This is a genomic window from Stenotrophomonas sp. TWI169, from assembly GCF_039674705.1.
Lineage (GTDB): Bacteria > Pseudomonadota > Gammaproteobacteria > Xanthomonadales > Xanthomonadaceae > Stenotrophomonas > Stenotrophomonas maltophilia_P.
The window spans coordinates 201,377-228,241 of record NZ_JBDJOB010000001.1 but is presented as its reverse complement, the minus strand read 5'-3'; the positions used below and the strand labels follow the sequence as shown (position 1 = coordinate 228,241).

Sequence of the window (26,865 nt, the reverse complement as noted above, 5' to 3'; positions counted from 1 at the left end):
GTCCACCGTCGCCCGACGCAGCCCGCGCCAGCTCGGGTGCGCTCAGCACCAGGGCAACGAGCAACAGCCAGCGCAGCAGGAGAGCAGCAGCATTCATCGCAGGCATCATAGCCGATGGGCGTGGCGGGACGGGCCGCCGCCCGATCCTATGCGGTGTCCGCGCTGCCTGTGTCTGCTCGCATGCGCACCGGAATCGACTTCGCCGCAGGCGTGCCGCTGAGGCGATCGTAGTAGTCCAGCGGCAGCAGCGCATTCAACTCAGGGTAGTAGCCCGCCAGCGCGCCCCGTGGCATGGGGTAGTCGAGCACGGTCAGCCCGTCGATGCGACGCCGCACGCCATCTGCGCTGAGCGTCTCCAGGCTGACCCGCGCCTCCTTCTCCAGACCGCGTGCCAGCCGGTCTTCGATGTTCATGAACACCACCCTGCGATCGTTGTACACGCCGCGATAGCGGTCGTTGTAGCTGTAGATGGTGGTGTTGAACTGGTCATGCGAACGCACTGTGGCCAGTCGCAGCATGTCCGGATCGTGCACCGGGTCGTCCACATCCAGGCCCGGCATCACCAGGATGTTGGCCTTGCCGTTGGCGGTGGGCCACACCCGGCGGCGCGGTGCAATGTCCAGATGGAAGCCGTGCGGCTGCCGGATGCGCTCATTGAAGCCTGCATAGATCTGCGGGTACACGGCAGCGATCAGGTCACGGATCCGCGCATAGTCATGCCTGCAACCTGCCCAGTCGACCCTGCTGTCCGGCAGCGTCGCCATCGCCATGCGACAGACGATCTCGACCTCCGGCAGCAGCTGGTCGCTGGCCGGCTCAAGAACACCGCGCGATGCGGTCACGTTCGACATCGCATCCTCGATCGTCACGAACTGCTCGCCTGCGGGCGTGACGATACGTTCCGAGCGCGCCACTACCGGCAGGATCAGCGCATCGCGCCCATGCACCAGGTGCCCGCGGTTGAGCTTGGTGGCGATACCCACCGTCAGCTGCAGGCTGCGCATGGCTTCGTAGGCCCGGGGCGTGTCCGGCACGGCATGGATGAAATTGCCGCCCAGCCCGACGAACACCCTGGCGCTGCCATCGAGCATGGCCTCGATCGACTCGACCACATGGTGCCCGTGCTCCCGCGGCGGATTGAAACCGAACACCTCCTGCAGGCGATCCAGATACGCTGCCGCCGGCTTCTCGTCGATGCCGACGGTACGATCGCCCTGCACGTTGGAATGACCCCGGATCGGGCCGATCCCCGCCCCCGGCTTGCCGAAGTTGCCGCGCAGCATCAGCAGATTGGCGACCTGCTGCAGCAGCCGCGAACCATACTGGTGCTGGGTCAGGCCCATGCCATAGCAGATCACTGTGGCATTGGAGCGGATGTAGATCTCGGCGCAGCGCCGGATCTGCGCCTCCGAGATGCCGGAGACCATGACGATGTCGTCCCAGTCCTGCGCCATCACGTCCGCGCGCAAGGCCTCCAGGCCGACCGTATGTTCATCCAGGAACCGATGGTCGAGCACGCGCTGGCCCTGTGCCTCGCGCTCGAACATCACCTTCATCATGCCTTTGATCAGCGCCAGGTCACCGCCAATGCGGATATGCACGAATTCGCTGCTGATCTCGGTGGAGCCGAAGGTCGCCATCTGCACCACATCCTGCGGCTCGGCAAACCGGATCAGGGCGCGCTCGGGCATCGGGTTGACCGCCACGATCGGCACGCCGCGCCTGCGCGCCTCGACCAGGTTGCCCATCATCCGCGGCGAATTGGTGCCGGTGTTCTGGCCGATCACGAAGATCGCCTCGGCGTGCTCGAAATCCTCCAGGACGATGGTGCCCTTGCCCACACCGATGGAAGGTGGCAGGCCACGGCTGGTCGGCTCGTGGCACATGTTCGAACAATCGGGGAAGTTGTTGGTGCCGAACTCGCGTACGAAGATCGAATACAGGAACGCCGCCTCGTTCGGCGTGCGGCCCGACGTGTAGAACTCGGCCTGATGCGGGCTGTCCAGTGACCGCAGGTGACGGCCGATGAGTGCGAACGCCTCGTCCCAGCTGCATGGCACATAGTGGTCGGTGGCTGCGTCGTAACGCATCGGCTCGGTCAGCCGCCCCTGCATTTCCAGCCAGTAGTCGGTCCGCTCCATCAGCTCGCTGACGGTATAACGCGCGAACAGCTCGCGATCTGCGCGGAACCGGGTCGCCTCCCAGGCCAGTGCCTTGGCCCCGTTCTCGCAGAACTCCAGTTTCCTGCGCTCGTCGGCGTCGGGGAAGGCGCAGCTGGGACATTTGAAGCCAGCGGGCTGGTTCATCGCCAGCAGTGCCCTGGAGCCGTTGCCGATCACGCTCTGCTGCAGCAGAACCCGGGCGGTGGCGCCGGCCGCACCCCAGCCGCCTGCGGGCTGGTTGTAGGGCTTGTAACGGGGTGGTTTCTGCTCGGACATGTTCGAAGACCTGGCGCCAGGAGACGAGACTGCGAAGGGCACGACAGACAGAGTCAAGCACGGCCGGGACCGCTTCGCCAGAGCCGCCCCGAATCTTCCGGCGCGCCTCCGGGGCGACGGAGTCTGCTGCATTGCCACGGACGCACTGCGTTATCCTCGGGGCGTGGGCCAACAGCCCATGACACGCTCACTCTGTCCGGACACTCTGCATGGCTGACTCGCCCCCGCCGCCCTCTCCGCCTGCCGGCACCGCGCAGCGCACGTTGCAGCGCTGGCGCGAGGGCGGGCAGCAGGTGCAGGCGCAGGCCGACGTGGTCGCCGAAGAGGTGCCGGTAGCGCTGCACTACAACGGCACCGTGTTCGCGGTGATGATGGCCACGCCCTGTGACCTGGAGGACTTTGCGCTCGGTTTCTCGCTCAGCGAGGGCTTGATCACCACGCCGACGCAGCTGCTCTCGATCGATGTGGCGCCGCAGCTGGAAGGCATCGAACTGCGGATGACGGTTGCCGCCGAGGCACCGGGCGCCGGTCTGGATCCGGCCGATGGCCGCCTGCTGCCCGGCCGTGGCGGCTGCGGCCTGTGCGGAACACGGCAGCTCGAGGATGTGCTGCGGCCCCTGCCCCCGGTACGCGAACGACGGACCTACGCGCCGGCGGCCCTGCAGCGGGCACTGGCCACGCTGTCGCAGCACCAGCCGATGAATGCGGCCAGCGGCTCCACCCACGCGGCCGCCTGGGCCGACGCCAACGGGCGCATCGGCTGGGTGCGCGAGGACGTGGGCCGTCACAATGCACTGGACAAGCTGATCGGCGCCCTGCATCACAACGAGCACGCCATCGACGGTGGACTGCTGCTGATTTCCAGCCGGGCCAGCTACGAGATGGTCAGCAAAGCAGTGCGCGCCGGTGCCAGCGTACTGGCCGCCGTGTCCGCGCCAACGGCGTTGGCGATCGATCTGGCGCGCAGCGCAGGGCTGTGCCTGGTCGGCTTCGCCCGCGGCAGTGGATTCAATGTGTACACCCATCCAGAGCGGTTGCGGCCGGAAGACATGCCAACGGCATGAACGCGGCCATGGCGGGACCCGCCATCGTCAGTGGGCAACCCCCATCATCGGCCGGGTGACAACAGGCCCGCGATGCGCTCGGCCACCTGGGCGCGCACCGCGTCGTCCAGCTGTCCTTCGTACATGGCCTCGTAGATCCACAGCCCATCGGCCGCCAACCGTGCCACGAAATTGTCCAGCGCCGCAGGATCAACCACGCCGGCCGGCGGCGGCGATGGCGCCCAGCGCTGCACGGCCGGGCTCCATGGCCGCTCACCGGCCTCCGGGTCCACCGATTCGAGCATGAACATCAGCTCGGCGCGCGTCGCGCTCTGCGCCGACACGCGGACGAAGGTCTGATAGCGCTCGAGCGCCGTGGCCTCGCTGGCACGCTTTCCGAGCAGCGCTTCCATCGATGCCTCCCAGTTGTGCACCAGGTGCTCGTCGATGCCGCGCAGCAGTGCCTCGCGCGACGGGAAGTGATACAGCAGGCCGCCGCGCGTGAGGCCGGCTTCTGCCGCCACCGACTCGAAGGTCACCGCGCGCACGCCGTCTCGATTGATCACGTTGACGGCGGCATCGAGGATGCGCTGGCGCTTGCTGGTTCTCATCGCACTACTTTACGCGATCGGCCGCTCCCTCGCGGCTCCCCGCCCGCCCGCGCAGCAGGCGCGCGATCAGCGCTGCACCCACGGCCAGCACCGCGGTGATGACCAGCAGCACGATCTGGTAGCTGCGGTCATAGGCGGCGGTGGCGCCGGCGAACCACTCGCCCGGGCCGGCTTCGCGGGCGACCTGCTGCGCCTGGGCGAATCCTTCCCGCGCCAGTGCCGGAACATCCGCCGATACCGGCAGGAAGGCGCCGTACATCGCTGCGCCCAGGCTGCCCAGCATCGCCACCGCCAGCAGGCCGCCGAATTCGTAGGAGACCTCCTCCACGGAGGACGCCATGCCCGCACGGTGCGCAGGCACGTTGTTGAGGATGGCGGTGGATGCGACCGAGATTGCCGAGCCCATGCCGAACCCGGTGATCGCCATGCCGGCGACGACCCAGCCCAGTCCGTGCGGAAAACCGAACGCGACCACGCCCACTCCCAGTGCCCCCGCGGCCAGTCCGCCGCAGATCAGCGGACGCAGGCCGACGCGGTGCAGGATGCTGCCGCCGAGCAGCGCGCTGGGCCGGCTGCCCAGCGCCGCCACCGATACCAGCAGGCCCGCCTGCAATGGCGTGAATCCGGCGACCAGCTGGAAACGCTGGGTGGTCAGCAGTTGCAGGCCCGCCATCGCAAACAGGGTGAACACCGCAGACAGCGTACCGGCCAGGAATGCCGGATTGCGGAAGATCGCGAAGTCCAGCAGTGGATGCGGCAGGCGCCGCTGGCGGCGGGCGAACGCGGCGCCCGCCGCCAGCGCCAGCACCGATGCCGCCGCGCCGAGGCCATAGGAAGGCGGCGTGGCGATCAGCGATTTGATCGCCAGCACCAGCCCCGACAGCGCCGCCAGCGCCAGCAGCGAGGACAGCAGATCCCACGGTCGGGACGTGTCGCGCTGCCCCTCCGGCGCCAGCAGCAGCGTCGCGACGAAGGCCACGATCACCACCGGCACGTTGACCAGGAACACCGATCCCCACCAGAAATGCTGCAGCAGCCAGCCACCGATGATCGGTCCGAGTGCGGCGCCGACGATCGCCACCGAGCCCCAGATCGCGATGGCGATGTTGCGCTCACGCTCTTCATGGAAGCTGAGGCCGATCAGCGCGAGCGTGGCCGGCATCATCGCCGCGGCGCCCACGGCGAGCAGCGCACGGGCAGCGATCAACTGCGCTGCGGTGACAGAGAACGCTGCCGCCAGCGAAGCCACGCCGAAGACCACCAGGCCGATCAGGAACATGCGACGGTGACCGATGCGGTCGCCCAGCGTGCCCGCACCGAGCAGCAGGCCAGCCATCACCAGTGGATAGGCATTGATGATCCACAGCGCCTGACCCGCGCTGGCGGAAAGTTCTGCCGTCAGCGTGGGCAGCGCCGTGTACAGCACCGAGTTGTCCAGCGTCACCAGCAGCAGGCCGGCGGCCACCGTGAACAACAGCGCCCAACGCCGGGCACGGGACAGGGCCGGAGCATCGGCCAGGGGCTGGGACAAGGCCATGGGAACGAACCTGGGCAAAAGGGGGTGAATTAACTATACCGGATATCCTGTATAGTTATAGCGCTGCAGCGACGTGTTCAGGTTTCGACTCGGGCGCTGTTCAGCCGGCGGGCACCGCTGTGCTGCCGGCATTCCAGCGGCGCCGCGCCCTGCGTGCCTGCGCACGCGCGCGCCGATGATGGGAAGGGCGGGTCGGCCCGGCACCGGCCAACCTGACAGATCGGTAATGTCCGGGTCAGGGCCACGAAAGGTGCCCGCCGTCAGCCTGAGCGCCCCATTCCTGCAGGCACCCACCATGTCGTCTTCGCTCCGCCGCTCCGCCGCTCTGCTCCTGCTGCTGCCGGGCGTCGCCGCCGCTCCGCTGGCCCTTGCACACCCCAGCCTGGTGAAGGCAACGCCCGCCGCCGATGCCAGCGTCGCGCCTGCCAACCGCATCGAGCTGACCTTCAGCGAGCGGGTGATGCCGCGCGCCACCCGCATCGAACTGAGCATGGCCCATGGCCGCACCCTGATGGCGATGCCTGCCCTTTCCCAGCAGGTGTCGGACGATGGTCACCGGCTGGTCGTGAGTTTCGCCAAGCCGCTGCCTGCCGGAGACTATCGCCTGCAGTGGCGCGCCGTCGGCCAGGACAGCCACCCCGTCACCGGCGACTATCGTTTCAGCGTGAAGTAAGCTGCGGTGGTGATCGAACTGTCTCCCTATGCCCTGCGGCTGGCGTTGTACCTGGCCTTGATGCTGCTGTTCGGCAGGATGCTGTTCATCCGCCCTGCGCCTGCGCGTCGCATCTTCCTGCCACTGGCCGTGATCGCGCTGGCAGTCGTGCTGCTGGACGCGGCGGTGCGGGTGACAGGCGTGCTGGGGCTTCCGCTTGCCGCGGTCGATCAAGCGACCGTCGCATGGTTCACCACCGCCACACCGGTCGGCGAAGCGGCACTGGTGCGTGCGCTGGCGCTGCTGGCAATGCTGCCGCTGCTTGCCGCAAGCGCGAAAGTGGCCGGGGCGCGCCGTGTCATCCTGCTGCCGCTCTCGGCGGTCGCCCTGGCAAGCCTGGCCTGGAACGGCCACGCCGCCGCCGGCGACGGCATCCGCGGTGCGCTGCGCCTGGCGGCCGGGACCGTCCACCTGCTCGCCGCAGGCGCATGGGTCGGCGCGATCGCCGCGGTGCTGCATCTGGCCCTGCGCACCCAGGGCCCTTCCCTGCGTGAACGCACCCATGAACTCTGGCAGGTGGCGCATGGTTTCGCCCTGCCCGGTACGGTAATCGTGGCCCTGCTGGCGATGACCGGCACCTATACCTACGTGGATCTGCAGGGCTCGCTGCAGACCCTGTTCAACACCGCGCACGGGCGCTGGCTGCTGTTCAAGCTGGCCCTGGTCGCGGGCATGCTCGGCCTGGCCGCGCTGCACCGCTGGCGGCTGGTGCCGGCACTCGCCACCGCCATCCGTGGCGGCTGGCAGTTCCGCCCGCTGCGCTCGCTGCGTCACAGCCTCACCTTCGAGGCCGCACTCGGGCTGCTGGTACTGGCCAGCGTGGCCGTGCTCGGCACGCTGGACCCGCTGGCATGAGGGCGGCGCTGCGCGGGCCGGCATGCCCACGATGAAGCTGCTGATCGTCGAAGACGAGCCCAAGACCGGCAATTACCTGCGACAGGGCCTGATCGAAGCGGGCTACGTGGTCGATCTCGCCTGCGACGGCGTGGACGGCCTGCATTTGGCGGCAAGCGGCGAGTACCAGCTGGTCATCCTCGATGTGATGCTGCCCGGTCTCGATGGCTGGAACGTCCTGTCGCGCCTGCGCGATGCGGGGTGGCAGGTGCCGGTGCTGTTCCTGTCGGCGCGCAGCAGCATTGCCGACCGCGTGCAGGGGCTGGAACTGGGTGCCGATGATTACCTGGCCAAACCTTTCGCCTTCGCCGAGCTGCTGGCACGCGTGCGTACCCTGCTGCGACGCGGTCAGGGCCAGTCTCAGCCTGACCGCATCGTCGTCGCCGATCTGGTGGTGGATACGCTTCGCCGGCGCGTGGAGCGCGGTGGCCAGCGCATCACACTGAGCCCGAAGGAATACGCGCTGCTGGAGCTGCTGGCACGACGGCGCGGCGAGGTCCTGCCACGCTCGTTGATCGCCTCGCAGGTGTGGGACATGAATTTCGACAGCGACACCAATGTCATCGATGTGGCGATACGCCGCCTGCGCGCCAAGATCGACGATGGCTTCGCCGAAAAGCTGGTGGTCACTGTGCGCGGGATGGGCTACGTGCTGGAGGCACCCGAGGTCGAAGCAGCGCAACCGCAATGAGCCTGCGACGCTCCATTGCCGTCCGCCTCACCGTGCTGTTCGCCACGGTCGGTACGCTGGTGCTGGCTGCACTGGGCGTGGCGATCTATCTGAGCGCGCGCCATGATCTGGTCGCACAGGATTTCGCCGAGCTGGAGAACAAGGCCGCGTTGATCGCCGACCTCGCCGGCAGCGGCACGTCCGATGAGCGCGCCCAGCGCCTGGGCGATGCGCTGCGCCACCATCCCGATATCGCCTTCCACATCGTCGATGAGCAGGGCGGCGTGCTCTTCTCCACCGCGCCGGAGGCCTTGCGCGCGCATGCGCGGACCCAACCCGCCGACACTGAACCGCGCCGCCATGACTGGACGCTGGCCGACGGAAGCCGCCTGCACGCCCTCAATCTGCGGCAGACGCTGGCCGATGGCAGTAGCCTGGCCACCCTGCTGGCGATCGACGATGCGCGCCATGCCGACTTCCTGCAGCGCTTCCGCCACCTGCTGGCCGTCGCTCTGGTCGCTGCTGCGGTGGCCAGCAGCCTGCTGGGGGGCTACGTCGTGCGGCAGACGCTGCGCCCACTGCGCACGCTGGCCGACGAGGCCCGCCATATCACCGCCGGACGACTGCAGCGCCGGCTCACGGCCGAGCACGTGCCCGTCGAACTGGAACAGCTGGCGCAGAGCCTGAACGGGATGCTGGCGCGGCTGCAACAGGACTTCGAGCGCCTCAGCGGGTTCTCCGGAGACCTCGCCCACGAACTACGTACGCCGATCACCAACATGCTGACCCAGGTGCAGGTGGTGCTCGCGCACCCCCGCAGCAACGAGTCCTATCGCGAGACGCTGCTCTCCTGCGCGGAAGAGCTGCAACGGCTGGCACAGACCGTGGGCGATCTGCTCTATCTGGCCCAGGCCGAAGCACCCGGCGCCCTGCCCTCGCGCGAGGGGGTGGCGCTGGATGCGATGGTCGATGCGCTGCTGGAGTTCTACGATCTGCTGGCCGAGGAGCGCCAGCTCACGCTGCGGCGGGAAGGCAGCGCAGAGGCCAACGGCAACCGCCTGATGCTGCACCGGGCGGTCGCCAACCTGCTTTCCAACGCCCTGCAGCACGCCACGCCGGGTACGGAGATCGTGGTGCGGCTGGACGGCACCGGGCCCACGAGCCGGATTGCTGTCCACAACCTCGGTCCGCCGATTCCCATGCAGGCACTGCCCCGCTTGTTCGACCGGTTCTTCCGCGGCGAGCGCGGCCGGCACGAGGGCGCCGGGCTGGGATTGGCGATCACCCGCGCCATCGTGCAGGCCCATGGTGGATCGGTGAGCGTGGTCTCCGACGCATCGGGCACCGTGTTCGAGCTGGCCCTGCCGGGCGCTAGCGGTCCGGCGCAAACACGCCGGCAATCCAGTCGATGAATACCCGCAACCGCGGCGACGGCGTGCGGTTGCGCGGGTGAACCAGGCTCAACGGGCTGGGTGTGGGCGGCGATTCCGCCAGCAACTCCAGCAACTGACCACGTTCGATATAGGGATCCAGCCGGTAGCGCGGCGCCTGGATGATGCCGAGCCCCGCCAGTGCCGCCCCCAGGAAGGCATCTGCGCCGGATACCCGCACGGTTGCCGGCAGAGGCACATGGCGCACCTGCCCGGCCTGCTGGAACTCCAGAGGAATCAACTGTCCGCTGGCACCGGAACGGAAACCGACCATCCGATGACCGGACAGCAGCGCGTCGATGCTGTCCGGCAGCCCATGCGAACCCACGTAGGACGGTGAGGCAACGGTGACTTCGCGCAGCAGTGCCAGTCGCCGCGCGACCAGATCGCTGTCGGCCAGGGTGCCGACCCGAAGCGCGGCATCCACGCCTTCGCGCAGCAGATCCACGTAGCGATCCCCCTCGCTCACGTCCAGCTCGATGTCGGGATAGCGCTGCAGGAACTCGGGCAGGTGCGGAAACAACAGGTGCCGACCAAGCGTTCCGTGCACTTCGATGCGCAGCGTGCCGCGCGGCGGGACATCACGGAATGCGGCTTCGGCATCGTCCATGTCGGCGATCAGGCGCAGGCAGCGGCCATAGAAGGCTTCGCCCTCGAGGGTCGGCACCACCCGTCGCGTGGTCCTGTGCAACAGCCTCACCCCCAGCCGCCGCTCCAGCGCCTTGATCGCGTCGGTCACCGTGGCCCTCGGCAGCCCCAGGTCCTCTGCAGCGCGGGTGAAGCTGCGACGTTCGACGATACGGACAAAAGCGCGCAGGGCGGTGAATCGATCCATTGTTCGAACATCCGGATGATGTTGTCGGATTCTCCATGATTATCCGGGCGGCAGGAACCAGCAAGATGATGGGGCGCCACGCGGGCGCGTCTTCGAAGGAAGCCTTCATGTCCAGCTCCTCTCCCCGTACCGTCGCCCTGGTCACTGGCGGCTCCCGCGGCATCGGCGCCGCGATCTCGCGTCGGCTGGCGGCCGACGGCCATGCGGTTGCGATCAACTATGCCGGCCGCCGCGAAGAGGCTGATGCCCTGGCCGCCGAGCTGGTCTCCGCCGGCGGCCAAGCCATTGCGCTGCAGGCCGACGTGGCCGATCCGCAGGCGGTGAGCCGCTTGTTCGATGCCGTCGAGGCTCGATTCGAGGGCATCGATGTGGTGGTCAACAGCGCCGGAGTGCTGCAGCTTGCGCCGCTGTCAGCCACCGACGACGCGTTGTTCGATCGGGTCACCGCCATCAATCTCAAGGGCGCCTTCAACGTGCTGCGCGAGAGCGCGCGACGCGTCCGCGACGGCGGCCGCATCGTCGCGCTGTCCACCAGCGTGGTCGGCCTCAAGCTGGAGAACTACGGTGTCTACGCCGCAAGCAAGGCGGCCGTGGAAACCCTGACGGCGATACTCAGCAAGGAGCTGCGTGGCCGTGGCATCACGGTCAATGCCGTGGCACCCGGCCCGACCGCGACCGACCTGTTCCTGGAGGGCAAGTCGCCGGAACTGATCGAGCGCCTGGCGCAGATGAATCCGCTGGAGCGGCTGGGCACGCCGGACGACATCGCCGGCGCGGTGGCTTTCCTGGCTGGAACCGACGGCGGCTGGATCAATGGCCAGGTGCTGCGAGCCAATGGCGGGATGGTGTGACAGCAAAGCCGCCGGGCATGGCCCGGCGCTACCGTTACGGCGTTGACATCGAGTACGGCGCCTGCGCGCCCTGCCCGGGCCAGTCCCTGTTCGGCTCGGCCTGCATGGTGAAGCGCAGCTCGCCCCCGGCCATGATCTCGTCGTGGCGCAGGAAGGTGCGCTGCAGCGGTTTGCCGTTCAGGGACACACTGCCCACATAGGTGTGCCTGTCATCCAGCCCCTCGGCCACGATGGTGAAGGTCCTGCCGTTGGGCAGGCGCATGGCGGTCCTTGGCAGGAACGGGCGGCCCAGGATGTACTCCCCCGAGCCCGGCGCCACCGGATAGAAGCCCAGCGCGGTGAACACGTACCACGCCGACATCTGGCCCACGTCATCGTTGCCGGCCAGGCCATCGGGACGGTCGGCGTACTGGGTGTCCATGATCTGCTTCAGGCGCGCCTGCGTGCGCCAGGGCTGACCAGCGTAGGCGTAGAGGTACGCAACGTGATGGCTGGGCTCGTTGCCATGCGCATACCAGCCGATCAGGCCGGTGATGTCTTCCATGTGCTCGAAGACCGCCGGATCGACCGTGGCGTTGAACACCTCGTCCAGCCTCGCCAGCAGCCGGTCGCTGCCGCCATGCGCGGCGGCCAGGCCCGCCACGTCCTGCGGGACGTACCACGAGTACTGCCAGGCATTGCCCTCGGTGTAGTCGGTGCCGTAGCCGCTGGCGCTGGGATCGAACGGGGTGCGGAAACTGCCGTCGCGCTTGCGCGCACGCATGAAGCCGGTGTCCTTGTCGAAGGCATTGCGCCAGTTCGCCGCACGCTTGTCGAATGTCGCCGCGATCTCGCTCCTGCCCATCGCCTGCGCCATGCGCGCGATGGTCCAGTCGTCGAACGCGTATTCCAGGGTCTTGCTGGCCGCTTCGCCCTCTTCATCGATGGGCACATACCCCAGCTCACGGTACTGCGCGATGCCGTCGTAGGGACCGTAATTGGCGGTCTCCACCATCGCGTCGAGCGCCTTTGCGGCGTCGAAGCCGCGGATGCCCTTCACATAGGCGTCGGCGATGACCGGCACCGCGTGGTAACCTATCATGCACCAGTCTTCCAGGCCGTGGAACGACCACACCGGGAGCATGCCGTACGGGCTGTGTTCGTGGTGAGCCAGCATCGAGTTGATGAAGTCGCTGTTGCGTTTTTCCGGCTGCACCAGAGTCAGCAGCGGATGCAGCGCCCGGTAGGTGTCCCACAACGAGAACGTGGAATAGTGGGCATACCCCTTGGCGACATGCACGGCGTTGTCGGGGCCGCGATACTGGCCATCCACATCCATGAACAGCGTCGGCCCCAGCATCGTGTGGTACAGGGCGGTGTAGGCGCTACGCCGCGCATGCTCCGGCGCATCGATGTCCAGCACCGATAGTGCCTGCGTCCATTCCTGCCGGGCCTGCGCACGCACGCGGTCGAAGTCGAAGTCGGCGACCTCGGCATCCAGGTTGGCGATCGCACCGGCCTCGCTCACGGGCGAGATCGCCACCTTCACCACCAGCGGAGCATCCAGCCTGCCGAAATCGAACGTGCCGACCAGCTGGCGGCCTTCGATCTGTGCGCGCTGTGCCGGATCTTTCTCACCCGGCGGCGGGAAGCCCTTGTACACGATGTCCTGCTCGGTGTTGTGCAGCGCATGGCCTGCCAACGGTTGCGAGAAGCGCATGGCGAAATACAGCTGGCGCCCCGGCGCCCAGCCGCGGGTCTCGCGGAAACCGGTGATGGTGCCGTCCGTACGCACCCGCACCCGCGACCACAGCACCTTGCCCGGGTAGTCGTACATGCTGGTCCGCATGTCCAGCAGTACCTTGGCATCGACGCCCTTGGGGAAGGCGTAGCGATGCACACCGACCCGGGCGCTGGTGGTCAGTTCGGCGCGCACCTTGTAATCGTCCAGGGTCACCGCGTAGTAGCCCGGTTCGGCCTTTTCGCCGTCATGGCGGAAGCGCGACGCATAGCCACTGCCGGGCCGTTCGGGGTCGCCGCGTTCCAATCCCGGGTTTCCGGTGAACGGCATCACCAGGATGTCGCCGAGATCAGAATGCCCGGTGCCGGAGAAGTGGGTGTGCGAAAAGCCGACGATGCTGCTGTCGTCATAACGGTATCCGGCGGCCCAGCCGTAAGCCTTCTCACGCGGCTGGATGCGCGTGTCCGGGCTGAGCTGGACCATGCCGAAGGGTATCGTCGCGCCGGGGTAGGTATGCCCTTCACCACCGGTACCGATGAAGGGGTCCACCGAGGCATACGCCTTGTCGGCGGCGGACTTCGAAGGCGCTGCCCAGGCCGCGCCGGAGGCGAGCATGGCCGTGGCGGCGAAGGCGATCAGGAGACGACGGTCCAGCGTGGGCATCGGCATTTGGATCGATTCAGATGGTGTACCGATGCTAGCACCAGTGCCCGTGCATCGCATGCTGCAGTGCGGCCGCAGTCCCCGGTGCAGCGTGCCCTCAGTCGGGCAGCGCGCCCTCCAGCGCGGCGAGATCGGCACGCACGCGCGGACGCACCACGCGTGCCACTTCCCGGCCGTCGTGCAGCAGGATCACCGTGGGCCACAGCTTCACCTGGAACGAGCGCCCGAGCGCCCGCCCTTTCCCATCCTCGATCTTCCAGTGCGCCAGATCATGTGCTTCCACGACCTCCTGCAGCGCCGGCTGTGCCCCCTGGCAATGGCCGCACCAGGGCGCACCGAATTCCAGCAGCTGCCAGCCGTCGCGCGCCTCCACTTCGGCGCGTGACGGCTCGCTGGACAGGTGCGTGCGCATGAAGGGCACCGAGGTTACCCCGCCAGGCTGCGCTGGATGTCTGCCAGCGGCGCGTTGGTCAGGTCCTTGGCGATGTCGCCCAGCAACCGTGCCTGCGTCTCCTTGTGCAGCAGCGGACGGATCCGTCCGAGCGTGGTGGGGTCGGCCACCAGCAGCAGGTGGGCATAGCGGTTGTTGAGCGCATCCTCGTTGAGCTGTTCGGCCACCTGCTTGGCGAAGGTGGCTTCGTTGAGCTGGGCGATGGACATGTCCTTGGGAACGGCACCGGCCGGGCCCTGCCCGGAGACGCCCGTCTCGCTGATGTCCTGCAGCCGCAGTTCGCCCTCCTGCTTCAGCGTGAGCTGCTGCGCGCTGCCGACATTGGTGAACACCCGGGCCGAACCACCATCGGCCACCACCACCAGCGTCTCCTCGGGAATCGTTCGTGCCATCGCTGCCTCCTCGTACGGGTTTCGAATGTTTCTGCAGCACCACCCTAGGTCGCCCGCCGTAACCGTGGCGCGCACACAATGTGATCCATTCGTTGGAATGGAAGATCGCGGCTCAACTTGCCCCGGCGCCGGCCGCTACCCACGGCATCACCGCGAGGAACCCCCCATGCATGCTGCCTCCCTGCTCCATGTCTGCTTCGCCGTTGGCCTGGCCGTCGCTGGATGCGCCGGCTGCATCCACCAGTTCCTGCAGGGCCAGCCGGTGCTCGCGCTCGGCATTGCCCTGGCTTCGCTGATGACCACGGGCACCGCGCTGGCGACGCGTCATCTGGCGGTACCGGTCGCGATGGCGCTCGCCTGCACCCTGATCGGCGCAGCCGCCACGCACTGACCCGGCCAGCCATTGAAGGAACGCAGGCGCTACCCGCGCGGCGGCGACAGGCTGGAGGTGGCATCGGTCTGCAGCAGGCTGTCGCGCTCGCGCAGCGGCAAGCGGATCCACGCATCCACGCCCTGGGGTGAGAACGCAAGTTCGCCGCTACCGCCAAGCTCGTAGGGAATGCGCTGTTCGACCAGCGCCCGACCCAGCCCGCGATGCGAAGGGACGATCCAGTCGTCGTTCACCGCGCGCCGCTCGCACCAGTGCAGGTCCAGCCAGGCTTCACCGTCGATGTCCTGCATCGACCAGGACACCTCGATCCGCGTATCGCTGTGCACCGATGCGCCGTGCGTGAGCGCGTTGCTGGCCAGTTCATGGACCGCCAGCGACAGCACCTCGGCCGCCTTGGGCGGCAGCAGCACGTCCTCCTCGCCCTGCAGAAGGAATCCGTCGGGCGCGTGTCCCTGCACCGCGATCTCCTGGTCCAGCATGCCACGCAGGCTCACCCCGGCATTGGCGCTGCGGGTGAGCAGGGTCTGCGTGCGAGAAAGCGACATGAGGCGTGCGCACAGGCGGTCAGCGTACTCGTCCACGCTGTCGACCGACTCGCGTGTGCGCCATGCGATGGCGTGGATCGTGGCCATGATGTTGCGCACGCGGTGCTGCAGCTCGGCCAGCAATACCGCCTGCCGCTCGGTGGCACGCTTGAGATCATCGATGTCCACCGCGATGGCGAACACGCCCGTCACCTCGCCGTCGACATCGCGCAGCGGCGCCGCCGCGACCCGCGTCCAGCGGACACACCCATCATCGTGGGTGAACTGGAACTCCAGTCCGGGCACCACGGTTTCTCCGCGCAGGGCCCGTGCGATGGCGAAATCCTCCGGTGCGATCGGGCTGCCATCGGCATGCCAGCCCTGCCATCGGTGCTGGTTGACCGGATCGGCCGAGGGCACCTGGCTGCTGGGAAGATAGGCGCGCATCTGGTCGTTCGACAGCTGCATCCGCCCCTGCGCATCGACAATGCACAAGCCGACCGGCAGTACCTTGAACGCCAGCGCCAAGCGCCGGTCGCTCTCCTGCCGCCGCCGCTCCTCGCGCTCACGCGCGGCCTGTGCCACGTGCGCTGCCGTGGTCTCGAACATGGTGACCAGCACACCGCCCACCTGCCCTTCCTCGCCGCGGAGCGGACTGTAGGTGATGGTGAACCAGACGTCCTCCAGCCGGCCCTGCCGGGCCAGCGGGTACAACTTGTCCTCGAACGTGACGGTCTCACCCTGCCAGACCCGGTCGTAGATCGGCCCGTTGATGTGCCAGACCTCGGGCCAGCAGTCGCGGGTGGGCTGCCCCAGGCCAGCGGGATGCTTGTCGGCAAGGATCTCGGCATAGCCGTCGTTGTAGAGCTGGATGAGCTCCTGGCCCCACAGGATGATCATCGGAAACCCATGAGCCAGCATCATGTCCACGGTGGCGCGCAGATGCGCCGGCCACCGCCCAGTCGGGCCAAGCGGCGTCCCTGACCAGTCATGGCGCGCGATGCGCGCATCCATGCCATCATGCAGTCTACCCAGACGATGCGCCGGAGGTGCTGCGCCGCGCACGGACGAGGGAGCAGCGGTATCCAATCGCCGGCCCATGCCGCGCAGTCAGACCTTGCCCGCAGCAGCCCGCGGTGCGGCGACCAGTCCGGCCAGCTGCCGGGCCAACGCGTCGATATGGTAGGGCTTGGGGCAGCGCGGCGCGCTGGCGAAGCGGCTCGGCAGGTTGTCGTCGTAACCGGAGGTCAGCAGGAACGGCGTCCCCGCCTCGGACAGGCGGTCGGCCAGCGGGTACACCTGCTCACCACCCAGGTTGATGTCCAGCAGGGCGACGTCGATCGGGTGATCATCGACCAGACGCGCCAACTCGCGCAGGTCACCGGCCGGGCCCACGACGTGCGCGCCCTTCAGCTGCAGATAGTCGGCCAGGAACATCGCAATGGCGAATTCATCTTCGGCCACCAGCACCCGTAGCCCCTGCAGCCCCTCCCGTTCATCGCCCGACTCCAGCACGCTGTACTCCCTGACACGCGCGGCCCATCCGGCCGCAATGCCCGCAGGATGCGCGAGTTGCCCTACAAGAACGCGTGATGACGGATGAAGACAACAGCGAGATCGCATTCACCTCGGCCAAACACGCTGTGTGCCCGGCCCGCGGTCAGAACGCACGCTCCCATTTCAGGCTCAGCAGGCTGCGGTCATGGCTGTACAGCCAGTCCACATTGCTGTCGATGCGGGTGTAGCGCAGGCTCAGGCTGGGCACCAGGCCTGCCACCGCCAGCCGTTCGCTGCGTACCAGCGCGATGAGGTTCTGCTCGTCGTCGTGCCGGCGCGCTTCCAGCAGCGGACTCCAGGCATCGTAGCTGCGCTCGCGCAGCGAAAGGAACAGCGTGGCAGTCGTGCCGCTCCACTGCCGCGCCGCGCCGACGCGCAGGCCGCGCTGGCGATAGGCATTGGCCGCGTCGGCCGCCCCGCTGTCGGCCAGATCGATGCCGGCGAAGACGGTCCAGCGCGCAGTGAGCGCACGGAACCAGGTGGCGTACAGTGCTCCCATCGCGCCATCGTAGTTGTCGGCCAGCCCCGGTTGCCGATAGCGCTGGCGCTTCCAGTCTGCCTCCAGCTTCAGCAGGCTGCGCGGGTCCAGTGCGTATTGCCATTCCGCATGCGCGCCTGCGGCGCCCTGCAGGGTACGGTTGCCCAGTGCCTGATAGTCGTAGCCGGGGGCCAGCAGCAGGGTGTGCCGCGCACTGCGCCAGCTGTAGCCCACCTGCACAGTGGCGTTGAGTTCGTTGTAGGCGCGGTTGTCTTTCCATGCCTGGCCGAAGGCCAACCCGCGCACATACAGGCCGTGGTGGCCGGCCAGTGCCCAGCGGCGTTCCAGGCTGCCGTCGTAGTCCACCCCCGGTGCGCGCTGGGCATCGGGCAACCTGCGCTCGATGATGCAGTCCTCGCCCACGCCGAACAGGCAGGTGCGGCTGGCCGAACTGCGGTTGATGTTGTCGCTCCATGCAGGTCCGGCGGACAGTGCGCCCTTCCAGCGCCGCCGCGCCTGTAGCGCCTGCAGATACCCCTGCACCCGGCCGCGCACGCCGGCGGTGGCAGGGTCGCGGTCATCGATGTCGGCGGCGATCGCGGTGAACAGCGACGTCGCCTCCCGGTCACGCTGGTCCTCGGCGTAGACCCGCGCCAGTTCAAGCCGCGCAGGCAGGAAATCCGGCTGCCGGGCCAGCAGGGCCTCGTACTCAAGGGCCGCGCGATGATGCTCGCCCGCAACCCGCGCCAGCGCGCCCTGCGCGTAGTGGCGCAGCAGCGGGTCATGGCCGGGAAGTTCAATGTACTCGTGCAGGAAGGCCTGCGCGGCGGGCCATTGCTGGTGCTGCAACGACAGGTACAGCGCCTGGCCCAGGTCGTCGACCGTGCGCTCCACGCGCAGGGTCCGGCCATCGAGGGTGACGGTCGGCCGATCCGGTTCGGCCTGTTGCAGCCGCTGCTGGTCTTGGCGTTGATGGCGCACGTCGTTGCCCTGCTCCAGCACGCGGCGCAGGTCGTCCTGCTGGGCGTGCGCCGTGGCGGTCAGCGCCAGCAGAAGGAGGCAGAAAAGAGGGAGGCGCATGGTCGATCCGGTGTGAAGCGATGCAGCGGGCCGAAGCAGGGACTGGCGGATCGCGGCTTGTCCCTGCCCTGCCCCGTCAGGGGCGTGGCGATCAGTTCTTGCTGCCGCCGAAGGCGGTGTCGTACTGGCTGTTGCCGGCGAAGGTGGCGATACCGGCCAGGGTGGCGGCATTGGCACCGAAGAACTGGCCCTGGGTGGTGCCACTGACCGAACCGTTGGCGGTGGCCGCGCCTGCGAACGAGGCGGTGGCGCTGTTGATGGTGGCGTTGATGTTGACCGACAGGCCACCGCCGCTGAGGCCGCCCAGCAGAGTGCCGGTGCCGAAGTTGGCGCGGAAGGTGCCGCTGAGCAGGTTGCTGCCGTTGAACTTGTTCAGGCCAGCCACGCTGTAGGTGGCCACGCCGGCCGGCAGGGTGGTGCCGGCACGGTCGCCGACGAAGTACACCTGGCGGTTGTTGAAGCCACCTGCGGCGCCGTCCTTGGACCATTCACCGAACCAGACATCGCCACTGCCGACCTTGACGAAGTTGAAGTGGCCCATGCCCGAGTGGCTGCCCGGCGCACCGGTGATCGGCATGGCCAGCGTGCGTACGGTGGTGCCATTGATGGTGGTCGGCACCGAATAGCTGGCCAGGCCCTGGAAATCGACGCGACGGGCGTTGGACACGGTGCCGACGCCGATACCGGCCTTGCCGGCCGAGTGCGGGCCACCGTTGACCTGGGAATCACCGACGGCGACATACAGCTCGGCATCGGTCACCGGGCTGGCCGCACCGACGATGTCGGCTGCCTGCGCCGCGCCGGCCAGGGCGAAGGAGGCGGCGACCGCCAGGACGGAACGGGAGATCATTTTCATGGTGTTGCTCCTTGGATTGAGGGAACTACGGGTACAACGCTTGAATGCAGGTGCTCAGAAGCGTGCGGTGATGCCCAGCTTGAGGGTGCGGCCCGGCGCCGGCAGCGTGGACCGCGTGGCCGGGTCGACGTAGTAGCGGTTGCCGAGATTGCTGCCGACCAGCTCCACGCTGGCGTGCTCGTTGAAGCGCCAGCGCGCATACGCATCCACCGTGGTGATGTTTCCCCAGGTGAAGGGCACGTTCTGCCAGAGCAGGCTGCTGCCACCGGCCAGCAACCGGTCGCGGTAGGCCTGCAGGTCCGGGTTTTCGTGGCGCCGGTAGTGGATGATGCGGCTGCCCAGCTCCAGTCGTTCGTCGAACAGGCGGGTGCCCAGTGACGCGTTGACCGACAGCTTCGGAATCGCCTGGGTCAGCAGGTAGCCGCTGACGAACCCGTCCTGCACGCAGTTCGGGACCAGGCCACGGTTGGCATCCAGCAGCACGGCACTGCTCTCGTCGCAGACCTCGTTCTCCAGCGTTCGGGCGATGCCCAGATCGGTGAAGAAACGGCGGTTGTCGAAGCGTGCCTGCAGTTCGATGCCGCGGATGGTCTGCTTGTCGATGTTGTCGAACAGGAAGTAGGCATCGCGCTCGATCACGTTGCGGGTCTTTTGCACGTAATAGGCCAGCTTGACGTCGGCGTCGGCGGTGTTTCCGAACAGCGCCGACAGGTCGTGCACGTAACCCAGCTCGTAGTTGTAGGCATGCTCCGGCTTGAGGTCATACAGCGGGTTGAGGCTGCTGGAGAAGGCGATGGTGCTTTCGAACATGCTCGGGAAACGCACTGCTTCGCTGTAGCGCAGGTAGATGCGCGCGGCCGGCGACAGATGCGCCGTCGCCGAGAAAGTGGGCAGCCACGCGTAATCGCGCTGGCGCCGGTTGCTGCCATCCACCGGCCGCGCCTGCACGGTGTTGCCGATGCTGCAGACCAGGTCGCTGCCGGCGAACAACGGCAGCACGCCCGGGATCGCAGCCACCTCGCCGTTGAGGCACGGGTTGGTGGCACGGGCATAGTTGCCGTTGGCGTCGGGCAGCCACGCGATGTTGTGCTCCACTGCCTGCGGTGTTTCGTAATAGGCCAGCAGTCCCCGGATCGAATCATCGATCACCGAGCCCATGCCGATGCTCTCCCAGAACTCGCGTTCTGCTTCCAGCGCATCGATCTCTGCCTGCAGGCTGGCCGGTCGCTCGGGCAGCTCGTTGACCCGATAGGTGGCCTGCTTGCTGCCCACCCCCTTGGTCAGAAGCTCCGGGTGCGCGTCGAGGAAGTCGTCGAAGGCCCAGTAGCGGCTGTAGCGGACGCCGGCGTTGAGGGTGAGGACATCGAGCGGACGCCATTCCAGGTTGAGGTAGCCCTCGCCCTCCTGGCGGCGGCCGGCACGCGGAAACATGCGCCAGCCATCAGTGGTGCCGAAGTAGGGATCGCGCGAACCCAGGCTCTCGTACTGCCAGTTGCCCCCTACGGTCAGGTCGAGGCTGGAGTGCAACGCGAAGCGGTTGCTGACCGTCAGGCCGGTGCGATCGTTGCGCGCGTTGGCCAGAGCGGTGTTGCGCAGGATCGGGCTGGCTTCAGGGTCCCATTGCGGATTGCCCGGCGCGAAGTTGGGGAAGCCGCCCGCGGTATAGGTATCGCTGTCGGTCTCGGTGCGCCACAGATTGGCATACAGATCCAGCCAGCGGCTGCCGGCCGGCTGCCAGCGATACTCCAGGTTCCAGGCATCCGAGTCGACGCGGCTCAACGGCCACTGGATGCGGCCGTAGTCCGGCGCCGACAGGATGCGCGAAGGCATGATCTCGCCGTAGTGCGAGAGCGTGTGCCGCCAGCTCGCCTTCAGCTGCTGGTCGTCATTGATCTGCCACGTCGCCTTGAGCAGCCACGACTCCTGTTCACTCGACGTATTGGGCACTTCATCACCCGGCTTGAAGTAGCGGGCCAGCGTGGTGATGTAGTCGATGCCCTGGTACTCGTACTGCTCGCGTGGGTCCTGGTCGTAGTAGTCGCTGCCCTGGCTGCCGGAGAAATAGTTGCCACGCCGGCGCCAGGCATAGGCCGCCATCACGTCCACCGTCTCGCCGCGCAGGCCCAGCGCCAGTCGCCACGCCTGGTCCTCGCCATCGAATGGATTGTTGCCGCTGCGCGACTGCACCGGCACCACCAGGGTACGGTCGTCATAGGGCGAGTTCGGCGACCCCTGCGGGAAACCCGGCACCGTCCGGTAGTCCTCGCCGCTGTGGAGGCGTGGCAGGCGTGGCGCCACCGCGTTGCTGCTGCCTTCTATCTTCAGCTCCCCGCCGAAGCGTTCGCCCGCCGCCACGACGTCATCGATGTCGATGGTCCTGATGACCAGCGCGCCGCCGATGCCGCTGTGCACGTCACGCACCAGGCCGGGCCCCTTGATGACCTGGATGCCACCGATCAGGTTGGGATCGATGTAGTTGCGGTTGCTGACGCCGTTGTAGCCCCGCCAGACCGTGAGGGCCTGTTCACCGCCGTCAATGCTCACCGGCACCCGCCCCGGCCCCTGGATGCCGCGGATGTTGATGTCCAGCGCGCCGCTGTTGCGCGCATCGCCGCTGAAAACGCCGACCAGATCCTTGACCACGTCGGCCGGGTTGGCGCCGCGGAAGCGCTCCACCCGGTCCCGCCCCGAATACACCGTGGTCAGGTCCAGCGCGAACACGTCGTCATAGCCACGGCGATCGCGCGCTTCGCCGCCTTCCGGCTGCAGGCGACCGGCGACGTCCAGCGTATCGGTCACCCGCACCCCTTCCCCCTCGGCCGATGCCTGCGCTGCGTCCGCCGCGGCGCGCAGGCTCCAGGTGCCATCCAGGCCTCGCTGGGCACGCACCCCACTGCCCTGCAGCAGCCGCTGCAGCGCCTGCATCTGGCTGTACTGGCCCTGCACTGCGCTGGAACGACGCCCTTCGACCAGGTCGCTGCGGAACACCACCTGCGCATCGGCCTGGCGCCCGAACGCGCGTACCGCGTCTGCCAGCGACTGCTCCGGGATGGCGTACTGGCGCAGCGCCGCCGCTGTGCTGGGTTGCGCCTGCGCGGCCGGCACCCGGGCCAGCGGCAGCAGTGCGGTGCAGATGGCCAGGGCCAGTGTGGTGGCGCGACGGTGACAGGCAGACGCCGTGGACGGCATGGACGGAACTCCTCAAGCGTGGGGAAACCACGGGCACAGCTGCTGCCGGTGGTGTGTCTGGCTTGAGGAAAAACGGTGTTTCGCTCTGGCTGTACCTCTATAGACAGCGCACGCTGCTGGCTGCCCACGCTTTTTTCAGGCTTTTTTCATCGCGATCTAAACCCTGCCGGCATCACCAGACCACCAGCGCGCCACCCGGCAGCCGCTGCACGCGCAGGCCCGCCTGGGCCGCCACTGCGGTGATGGCCGGATCCGGCTGGCGCAGATGGAACAGGCCACTGACGCGGATCTGCTCCGCTTTTGTCCCCAGCACCCAGACCGGTGCGGCCCGATAGCGCGCCAACCGTTCGATGGCCTGTGCCGCGCTCAGATCGTCGATGGCAACCTCACCGCGCCGCCAGGGTGCCACCGCGTCGCTGGCGAGGCTGCTCACCGGCTGCAGCCAGCGTCCGTCACGGAACGCGCGTGCCTGCCCTGCATGCAGCCGTTGCAGGCTGCCATCACCGGGATGTACGTCCACTACCCCTTCGCTGACCTGGGCGGTCACCACCGCGTCCTGCAACGAAACGCTGAACGCGGTACCGATGTCGCGCACCAGACCACCGCCGGCCTCGACCCGGAACGGCCGCGCTTCATGCGCGACCCGGAACCACGCCTGGCCGCGCAGCAGCCGCAGTTGCCGCTGATCCCCATCGAATGCGACGGCCAGCGCGGTGCGGGCATCCAGCACGATCGTGCTGCCATCCTCCAGTTGCACCACACGGGGTGCATCGCCGCTACGCAGATCGCTGCGCGCCCACAATGCGACCCCGGGGAGGGCTGGGACCGCCAGCACCACCGCGGCCACGCTGGCCCACCACCAGGACAGGCGCCTGCGCGGGGCGATCGGGCGCAGGCCCTGGCGATCGGAGGTCAGTGCCGGCAGTGCGGCCAGCACCTCCGGCCCAGCCGCGTCCAGGCCGTCCCAGAATGCCTGCTGACGGCGCCAGGCCAAGGCATGGCGCGGATCGGCCTGCAGCCATCGCTGCAGGGCCCGCTGCTGCCGGTCCGGCAACGGGCCTGCACTGCACCGGATCACCCAGCGCAACGCATGCCTGGCCTGTCGCGGCGAGGGTTCGGACGTGGTCATGGTCGTAGCCTGTCGCACCACGAACCGGTGCGCGTGACTGTTGTGACAAGGGCGGGCGGCCTCTGCCCACGGTAATTGCGGGTCATCGGCGTGCGCCCTGCTGGTGCTGCTGGATCAGCATTGCCGCGCGCAGCACATGCTTGCCGACCAGGCTCTTGGAAATGCCCAGACGGGCGGCGATCTCACGCTCGCTCAGGCCCAGGTAGCGGTTGAGCACGAAACACTCCCGCACCTGCGGCGGCAGCGCAAGGATGGTCCGGGTGATCTCGCGCAGCTGCGCCTGGTCCAGCGCCTGTTGCTCACCACCAACGGCATCGCCGACCTCGCACGCGTACTCGGCCATCGCCCGCCGTTCGCGTGCGTCGGCCTGGCTGCGGTTGAGGGCGTGATGGTACGCCATGCGGTACAGGTAACCGCGCGGTTCAAGGATCGGCGGATCGCCGGGCACGCTGCTGGCCTTCAGGTACAGGTTCTGCAGGGTGTCCTCGGTGCTGGCCGGGTCCAGGTAGCGCGCGATGAAGCGTGACAACGCACGGCGCTCGCGGATCAACAGCTCGACCAGCGCCAGGGCATTGGGAGACATAGGTGCCAGGCCGGACCGGGGAATGATGGGCGTGATGGCGACGGTCCGGGACGTGATTGTAGGGCGCGGCACCCCATCACGCCCAGCCCGCACCACGGCACCCGCCACTCCCGGGATCGTCAGTCCCATTGTCACGATAGCCCTGCCACCCGATCATCACCGGTGATGGCCGCGCGGCACCGCGCCTGATCCGGCCCCACATCCCCCGCACAGGAGAAGCCCATGGCCTACGCACGCATTGTCTCGATGGCTGACAACTACCTGCACCACATCAGCAACGGCACCTTCGATGTCAACGCCGACGAGCCGGCCTCGCTGGGCGGCCAGGGCAAGGGATTCGCCCCGTTCGATCTGTACCTGGCCTCACTGGCCGCCTGCACCGCCATCACCCTGCGCATGTACGCCCAGCGCAAGGGCTGGGAGCTGGGCGAGTTCCACGCCGAACTGCGTTCGGAGCGCGATCCTGATGGTCGTTTCCATGTGCACCGCATACTGCATGCCAGCGCCGCGCTGGACGATGCCCAGTGGCAGCGACTGCTGGAGGTGGTCGAGAAGACCCCGGTCACCCTGGTGATGCGCGAAGGGGCGCGCATCACCAGCGAACGCGGCCAGAACGCCGCTTCCGGAAAGCGCTAACGGCGCGGGTGCAGCACGGTGCGCTGGCGCATCGCGTTGAACTCCCGCTCCACCTGCTGGATGTCCTCGGCCTGGAAACCCGCGGCATCCAGCATCTGGTTGGCCGCGGCGGCCGCCAGCGGATCGTCGTCACGCTGGCGCCAGCAGCGGGACGGCAGGAAATAGCCCACCTCGCTGCGCCCGCGCATGATCACCACCGGGCGGCCGGCGTACAGCAGGAACTCGGCCAGGTGCTGGCGCAGGCCCTCCACCGAGACATAGGCCGGACCGATGCCCAGCATCTGGCTGGACGTCCCGGGATTTTCGAACAGCTTGCGACGGCTCATCACACTCCTCCTTGTTGCCACGCGTGGTCTCCTTTCCCTAGACGGGCGCATCGCTGCACCCCCGCCACGTTTCGTGCCGGCCCGTCATCGCTGGCGGCTCAGAAGCCGGTGTTGAACTCCAGCTGGAACACATCGATCGCCAGCGGCGGGCCCGACACCGCCTTGGCAGCCATCCACTTGCCGCTGATCCAGCTGCGCGCGTCCAACGCATAGGCACCACCCACGTAATAGCCGCGCGCGTTGGTGCCACCCAGATGGAAGTTCGGATCGTTGTAGGCATCCGGCAGCGCATCGGCCTCGATCCGCTTGTAGCCCAGCAGTGCCTGCCACTGCCCCTTCTCCTTCAGGTCGGTGGCGCCGAACGTTGCCTGCAGCATCCACGCGGTGTCGCCGCTGCGGAACGTATCGATGCCGGGAGCTTCACCCGCACCGAAATTGTTGACGATGCCGTTGTTGGCGCGGCGGAACATCGCCTGCGTGTCGTACGCCAGGTTGCGGATGAAGTCGCCTTCCAGGCGCAGTCCGATGTCCTGCGCCAGCCGGGTATCCCAACGCAGGTTCAGGGTGGCCAGGCGGAAGGCGGACGCCAGGCCGACATACTGCGGCGTCGGCGTGCCGGCCGGATCCATCGGATTGAGCGCGATGTCGCGGATCAGCATCAGGGTGTTGCCCTTCTGCATGAACGCCGGGCGCGACCAGTCGGTGTCGCAGCCGACGGCGCCGGAGTACAGGGCACAGGGCGAGGACAGCCGACCGCTGATGTTCTTGAAGTCGTAGTAGCCCAGTGCGGCCCGCAGTGCGTTGTCGTCGTTGAAGCGCCAGTTCACGCCAGCCTGCGCGCCGGACAGCCATTTGTTCTCGTTCGGCGACTTCTCTCCGCTGCGGCTCTGCAGGCTGTCCGAGGTGTACTCCAGCGGCGCCACGGCAAGGGTGCCGAACAGGTCCAGATCGCCGTCGCCGAACCCGTACTTCAGGTTGGCGGCCAGTCCATCGAAGTTCAGATCGTTGGAGAACAGGGTGTCGCTGCTCCAGAACGGATTGCCGAAACGGCCACCACGCACGGTCACCCAGTCAGCCGGACTGTAGGCCAGCCATGCCTGGTCGAGCCACACGTCCTTCTTGCTCAGGCCGCCCCCCAGCTGCTCGGTGGTGGACACCGGGCCATTGCTGCTGCCGCTGGCCAGGCGGATGCCAGCGGTGGTGTGATCGCCGATCATGGCCTCGACCCCCAGGCGGGCGCGGATGCGCCACAGGTTACGGCGGTCCTGTCGGGTGTTGAGCAAGGGCGGCAGCTGCAGGTTGGTATTGGTGTTGGTGTCGAATCCACTGCCCGCATTGACCGCGGCCCAGTTGCTGACGATGCCGCTGTTGTCATCGCCATAGAAGCGCGACTCGCTGCGCACACGCACGTCCCCGGTCACCTTGATGCGCTGTGTCCATTCGGCGACCTCATTCGGCGCCGCCCAGCCCTCCGCCTTCGCCTGCGCCATTACGTCCTGGCGCACTTCGTCGCGGATGCCATCACGGACACTCTGCGGCACATAGGGCACACGCACATCGCCCGCCTCAAGCGCGATGCCTCCACTGCTGGCCGATGCAGCACCGGCAGCACCGCGCTGGGCTGCTGCTGCCTCGGCTTCGGCCTGCACCAGCAGCGCCTGGCCGTCCTCGGGCTTGAGCGCGCCAGTGGCCATCAGGCCTTTGATCAGCTTGATCATGGTGGTCTCAGCAGCCATTGCACCGGCCGGCGCCGCCAGGCTGAGCAGCACAGCGCAGCACAGCAGCGCCCGTCGGGCCGGCCGCGACGGGCGGGAGTCGGTTCGAGCGCGGACGTGGTTGTTCATCACGGTTCTCATCGGAAGAAGGGAA

General features: G+C 67.8%; 24 protein-coding genes. 8 read left to right on the top strand and 16 right to left on the bottom strand.

Features of this window, described 5'->3' with window-relative positions; genetic code table 11:
• Window positions 1–146 precede the first annotated feature (146 nt).
• Complete coding sequence (locus ABE543_RS00920; protein WP_262218195.1) at window positions 147–2,438, bottom strand: FdhF/YdeP family oxidoreductase; 2,292 nt, start codon at window positions 2,436–2,438, stop codon at window positions 147–149.
• Window positions 2,439–2,647: 209 nt separating this feature from the next.
• On the opposite strand from ABE543_RS00920, the gene fdhD reads away from it, so the two are divergent.
• Window positions 2,648–3,502 (top strand): formate dehydrogenase accessory sulfurtransferase FdhD, encoded by an 855-nt coding sequence (gene fdhD / locus ABE543_RS00915; protein ID WP_128989677.1) that lies wholly within the window; start codon window positions 2,648–2,650, stop codon window positions 3,500–3,502.
• A 44-nt stretch (window positions 3,503–3,546) separates the two neighbouring features.
• Here the strand turns inward: fdhD and ABE543_RS00910 are convergent, their stop codons facing one another.
• Window positions 3,547–4,092 (bottom strand): TetR/AcrR family transcriptional regulator, encoded by a 546-nt coding sequence (locus ABE543_RS00910; protein ID WP_065182328.1) that lies wholly within the window; start codon window positions 4,090–4,092, stop codon window positions 3,547–3,549.
• A 4-nt stretch (window positions 4,093–4,096) separates the two neighbouring features.
• Complete coding sequence (locus ABE543_RS00905) at window positions 4,097–5,629, bottom strand: MFS transporter (RefSeq protein WP_346475134.1); 1,533 nt, start codon at window positions 5,627–5,629, stop codon at window positions 4,097–4,099.
• Window positions 5,630–5,924: 295 nt separating this feature from the next.
• Between ABE543_RS00905 and copC the strand changes: the two genes are divergently transcribed.
• The 4 genes from copC to ABE543_RS00885 are packed head-to-tail and all read left to right on the top strand — an operon-like array spanning window position 5,925 to window position 9,317.
• Window positions 5,925–6,302 carry a copper homeostasis periplasmic binding protein CopC gene (copC, locus tag ABE543_RS00900; protein ID WP_053516266.1) on the top strand — a complete coding sequence of 126 codons (378 nt, stop codon included), beginning with the start codon at window positions 5,925–5,927 and terminating at the stop codon, window positions 6,300–6,302.
• A 9-nt stretch (window positions 6,303–6,311) separates the two neighbouring features.
• Window positions 6,312–7,196, top strand: a complete 885-nt coding sequence (copD, locus tag ABE543_RS00895) for a copper homeostasis membrane protein CopD (RefSeq protein WP_346475133.1) — start codon at window positions 6,312–6,314, stop codon at window positions 7,194–7,196.
• Between the two features lie 31 nt (window positions 7,197–7,227).
• Window positions 7,228–7,926 carry a heavy metal response regulator transcription factor gene (locus ABE543_RS00890; protein ID WP_053516367.1) on the top strand — a complete coding sequence of 233 codons (699 nt, stop codon included), beginning with the start codon at window positions 7,228–7,230 and terminating at the stop codon, window positions 7,924–7,926.
• The gene (locus ABE543_RS00885) at window positions 7,923–9,317 is read left to right on the top strand and encodes a heavy metal sensor histidine kinase (RefSeq protein WP_197600038.1); all 1,395 of its coding nucleotides are present in this window, start codon (window positions 7,923–7,925) and stop codon (window positions 9,315–9,317) included. The genes ABE543_RS00890 and ABE543_RS00885 overlap by 4 nt, the downstream gene beginning before the upstream one ends.
• Here the strand turns inward: ABE543_RS00885 and ABE543_RS00880 are convergent.
• Entirely contained in the window at window positions 9,277–10,170 is an 894-nt protein-coding gene (locus ABE543_RS00880; RefSeq protein ID WP_065176182.1) for a LysR family transcriptional regulator, read from the bottom strand. The two genes, ABE543_RS00885 and ABE543_RS00880, sit on opposite strands and share 41 nt — an antisense overlap.
• Window positions 10,171–10,277: 107 nt before the next feature.
• Here ABE543_RS00880 and ABE543_RS00875 point away from each other — a divergent pair, with 107 nt between their 5' ends.
• A complete protein-coding gene (locus ABE543_RS00875; protein WP_065182361.1) occupies window positions 10,278–11,021 on the top strand; it encodes an SDR family oxidoreductase in 744 nt (247 codons plus the stop codon).
• 34 nt (window positions 11,022–11,055) lie between these two features.
• Here the strand turns inward: ABE543_RS00875 and ABE543_RS00870 are convergent, their stop codons facing one another.
• The 3 genes from ABE543_RS00870 to ABE543_RS00860 form a co-directional block, all read right to left on the bottom strand.
• Window positions 11,056–13,410, bottom strand: a complete 2,355-nt coding sequence (locus tag ABE543_RS00870) for a GH92 family glycosyl hydrolase (protein WP_197571604.1) — start codon at window positions 13,408–13,410, stop codon at window positions 11,056–11,058.
• A gap of 91 nt (window positions 13,411–13,501) precedes the next feature.
• Entirely contained in the window at window positions 13,502–13,825 is a 324-nt protein-coding gene (locus ABE543_RS00865; protein WP_346475132.1) for a thioredoxin family protein, read from the bottom strand.
• A 5-nt stretch (window positions 13,826–13,830) separates the two neighbouring features.
• Window positions 13,831–14,247: a host attachment family protein gene (locus ABE543_RS00860; protein ID WP_346475131.1), complete on the bottom strand. Its 417-nt coding sequence runs from the start codon at window positions 14,245–14,247 to the stop codon at window positions 13,831–13,833.
• A 166-nt stretch (window positions 14,248–14,413) separates the two neighbouring features.
• On the opposite strand from ABE543_RS00860, the gene ABE543_RS00855 reads away from it, so the two are divergent.
• A complete protein-coding gene (locus tag ABE543_RS00855) occupies window positions 14,414–14,638 on the top strand; it encodes a hypothetical protein (RefSeq protein ID WP_053516280.1) in 225 nt (74 codons plus the stop codon).
• Window positions 14,639–14,667: 29 nt separating this feature from the next.
• On the opposite strand, the gene ABE543_RS00850 is transcribed toward ABE543_RS00855, so the two are convergent.
• The 7 genes from ABE543_RS00850 to ABE543_RS00820 form a co-directional block, all read right to left on the bottom strand.
• Complete coding sequence (locus tag ABE543_RS00850) at window positions 14,668–16,263, bottom strand: PAS domain-containing protein (protein WP_346475130.1); 1,596 nt, start codon at window positions 16,261–16,263, stop codon at window positions 14,668–14,670.
• Between the two features lie 9 nt (window positions 16,264–16,272).
• Window positions 16,273–16,677, bottom strand: a complete 405-nt coding sequence (locus tag ABE543_RS00845; RefSeq protein WP_065176179.1) for a response regulator — start codon at window positions 16,675–16,677, stop codon at window positions 16,273–16,275.
• Window positions 16,678–16,822: 145 nt separating this feature from the next.
• Complete coding sequence (locus tag ABE543_RS00840; RefSeq protein ID WP_164152784.1) at window positions 16,823–18,277, bottom strand: surface lipoprotein assembly modifier; 1,455 nt, start codon at window positions 18,275–18,277, stop codon at window positions 16,823–16,825.
• Between the two features lie 91 nt (window positions 18,278–18,368).
• Window positions 18,369–19,133: a Slam-dependent surface lipoprotein gene (locus ABE543_RS00835; RefSeq protein WP_065182339.1), complete on the bottom strand. Its 765-nt coding sequence runs from the start codon at window positions 19,131–19,133 to the stop codon at window positions 18,369–18,371.
• 54 nt (window positions 19,134–19,187) lie between these two features.
• Window positions 19,188–22,322 carry a TonB-dependent receptor gene (locus ABE543_RS00830; RefSeq protein ID WP_346475129.1) on the bottom strand — a complete coding sequence of 1,045 codons (3,135 nt, stop codon included), beginning with the start codon at window positions 22,320–22,322 and terminating at the stop codon, window positions 19,188–19,190.
• 172 nt (window positions 22,323–22,494) lie between these two features.
• Window positions 22,495–23,451: a FecR domain-containing protein gene (locus tag ABE543_RS00825; protein WP_346475128.1), complete on the bottom strand. Its 957-nt coding sequence runs from the start codon at window positions 23,449–23,451 to the stop codon at window positions 22,495–22,497.
• Window positions 23,452–23,533: 82 nt separating this feature from the next.
• Window positions 23,534–24,034 (bottom strand): sigma-70 family RNA polymerase sigma factor, encoded by a 501-nt coding sequence (locus ABE543_RS00820; protein WP_053516292.1) that lies wholly within the window; start codon window positions 24,032–24,034, stop codon window positions 23,534–23,536.
• A 222-nt stretch (window positions 24,035–24,256) separates the two neighbouring features.
• On the opposite strand from ABE543_RS00820, the gene ABE543_RS00815 reads away from it, so the two are divergent.
• Entirely contained in the window at window positions 24,257–24,670 is a 414-nt protein-coding gene (locus tag ABE543_RS00815; protein WP_197600046.1) for an OsmC family protein, read from the top strand.
• On the opposite strand, the gene ABE543_RS00810 is transcribed toward ABE543_RS00815, so the two are convergent.
• On the bottom strand, window positions 24,667–24,996 hold the full coding sequence (locus ABE543_RS00810) for a hypothetical protein (RefSeq protein WP_065176173.1): 330 nt from the start codon (window positions 24,994–24,996) through the stop codon (window positions 24,667–24,669). The genes ABE543_RS00815 and ABE543_RS00810 overlap by 4 nt on opposite strands.
• Window positions 24,997–25,094: 98 nt before the next feature.
• Complete coding sequence (locus ABE543_RS00805; protein ID WP_346475127.1) at window positions 25,095–26,840, bottom strand: putative porin; 1,746 nt, start codon at window positions 26,838–26,840, stop codon at window positions 25,095–25,097.
• Window positions 26,841–26,865: the final 25 nt, after the last annotated feature.

Excerpts from the sequence above, each read along its gene's own strand:
- ABE543_RS00835 (WP_065182339.1), bottom strand. The coding sequence starts at position 19,133 with ATGAAAATGATCTCCCGTTCCGTCCTGGCGGTCGCCGCCTCCTTCGCC.
- ABE543_RS00860 (WP_346475131.1), bottom strand. The coding sequence starts at position 14,247 with ATGGCACGAACGATTCCCGAGGAGACGCTGGTGGTGGTGGCCGATGGT.
- ABE543_RS00840 (WP_164152784.1), bottom strand. The coding sequence starts at position 18,277 with ATGCGCCTCCCTCTTTTCTGCCTCCTTCTGCTGGCGCTGACCGCCACG.
- ABE543_RS00850 (WP_346475130.1), bottom strand. The coding sequence starts at position 16,263 with ATGGGCCGGCGATTGGATACCGCTGCTCCCTCGTCCGTGCGCGGCGCA.
- ABE543_RS00885 (WP_197600038.1), top strand. The coding sequence starts at position 7,923 with ATGAGCCTGCGACGCTCCATTGCCGTCCGCCTCACCGTGCTGTTCGCC.
- ABE543_RS00855 (WP_053516280.1), top strand. The coding sequence starts at position 14,414 with ATGCATGCTGCCTCCCTGCTCCATGTCTGCTTCGCCGTTGGCCTGGCC.
- ABE543_RS00875 (WP_065182361.1), top strand. The coding sequence starts at position 10,278 with ATGTCCAGCTCCTCTCCCCGTACCGTCGCCCTGGTCACTGGCGGCTCC.
- ABE543_RS00820 (WP_053516292.1), bottom strand. The coding sequence starts at position 24,034 with ATGTCTCCCAATGCCCTGGCGCTGGTCGAGCTGTTGATCCGCGAGCGC.
- ABE543_RS00870 (WP_197571604.1), bottom strand. The coding sequence starts at position 13,410 with ATGCCGATGCCCACGCTGGACCGTCGTCTCCTGATCGCCTTCGCCGCC.
- ABE543_RS00905 (WP_346475134.1), bottom strand. The coding sequence starts at position 5,629 with ATGGCCTTGTCCCAGCCCCTGGCCGATGCTCCGGCCCTGTCCCGTGCC.
- ABE543_RS00910 (WP_065182328.1), bottom strand. The coding sequence starts at position 4,092 with ATGAGAACCAGCAAGCGCCAGCGCATCCTCGATGCCGCCGTCAACGTG.
- ABE543_RS00920 (WP_262218195.1), bottom strand. The coding sequence starts at position 2,438 with ATGTCCGAGCAGAAACCACCCCGTTACAAGCCCTACAACCAGCCCGCA.
- ABE543_RS00810 (WP_065176173.1), bottom strand. The coding sequence starts at position 24,996 with ATGAGCCGTCGCAAGCTGTTCGAAAATCCCGGGACGTCCAGCCAGATG.
- ABE543_RS00825 (WP_346475128.1), bottom strand. The coding sequence starts at position 23,451 with ATGACCACGTCCGAACCCTCGCCGCGACAGGCCAGGCATGCGTTGCGC.
- copC (WP_053516266.1), top strand. The coding sequence starts at position 5,925 with ATGTCGTCTTCGCTCCGCCGCTCCGCCGCTCTGCTCCTGCTGCTGCCG.
- ABE543_RS00880 (WP_065176182.1), bottom strand. The coding sequence starts at position 10,170 with ATGGATCGATTCACCGCCCTGCGCGCTTTTGTCCGTATCGTCGAACGT.
- ABE543_RS00805 (WP_346475127.1), bottom strand. The coding sequence starts at position 26,840 with ATGAACAACCACGTCCGCGCTCGAACCGACTCCCGCCCGTCGCGGCCG.
- ABE543_RS00830 (WP_346475129.1), bottom strand. The coding sequence starts at position 22,322 with ATGCCGTCCACGGCGTCTGCCTGTCACCGTCGCGCCACCACACTGGCC.
- fdhD (WP_128989677.1), top strand. The coding sequence starts at position 2,648 with ATGGCTGACTCGCCCCCGCCGCCCTCTCCGCCTGCCGGCACCGCGCAG.
- ABE543_RS00890 (WP_053516367.1), top strand. The coding sequence starts at position 7,228 with ATGAAGCTGCTGATCGTCGAAGACGAGCCCAAGACCGGCAATTACCTG.
- ABE543_RS00815 (WP_197600046.1), top strand. The coding sequence starts at position 24,257 with ATGGCCTACGCACGCATTGTCTCGATGGCTGACAACTACCTGCACCAC.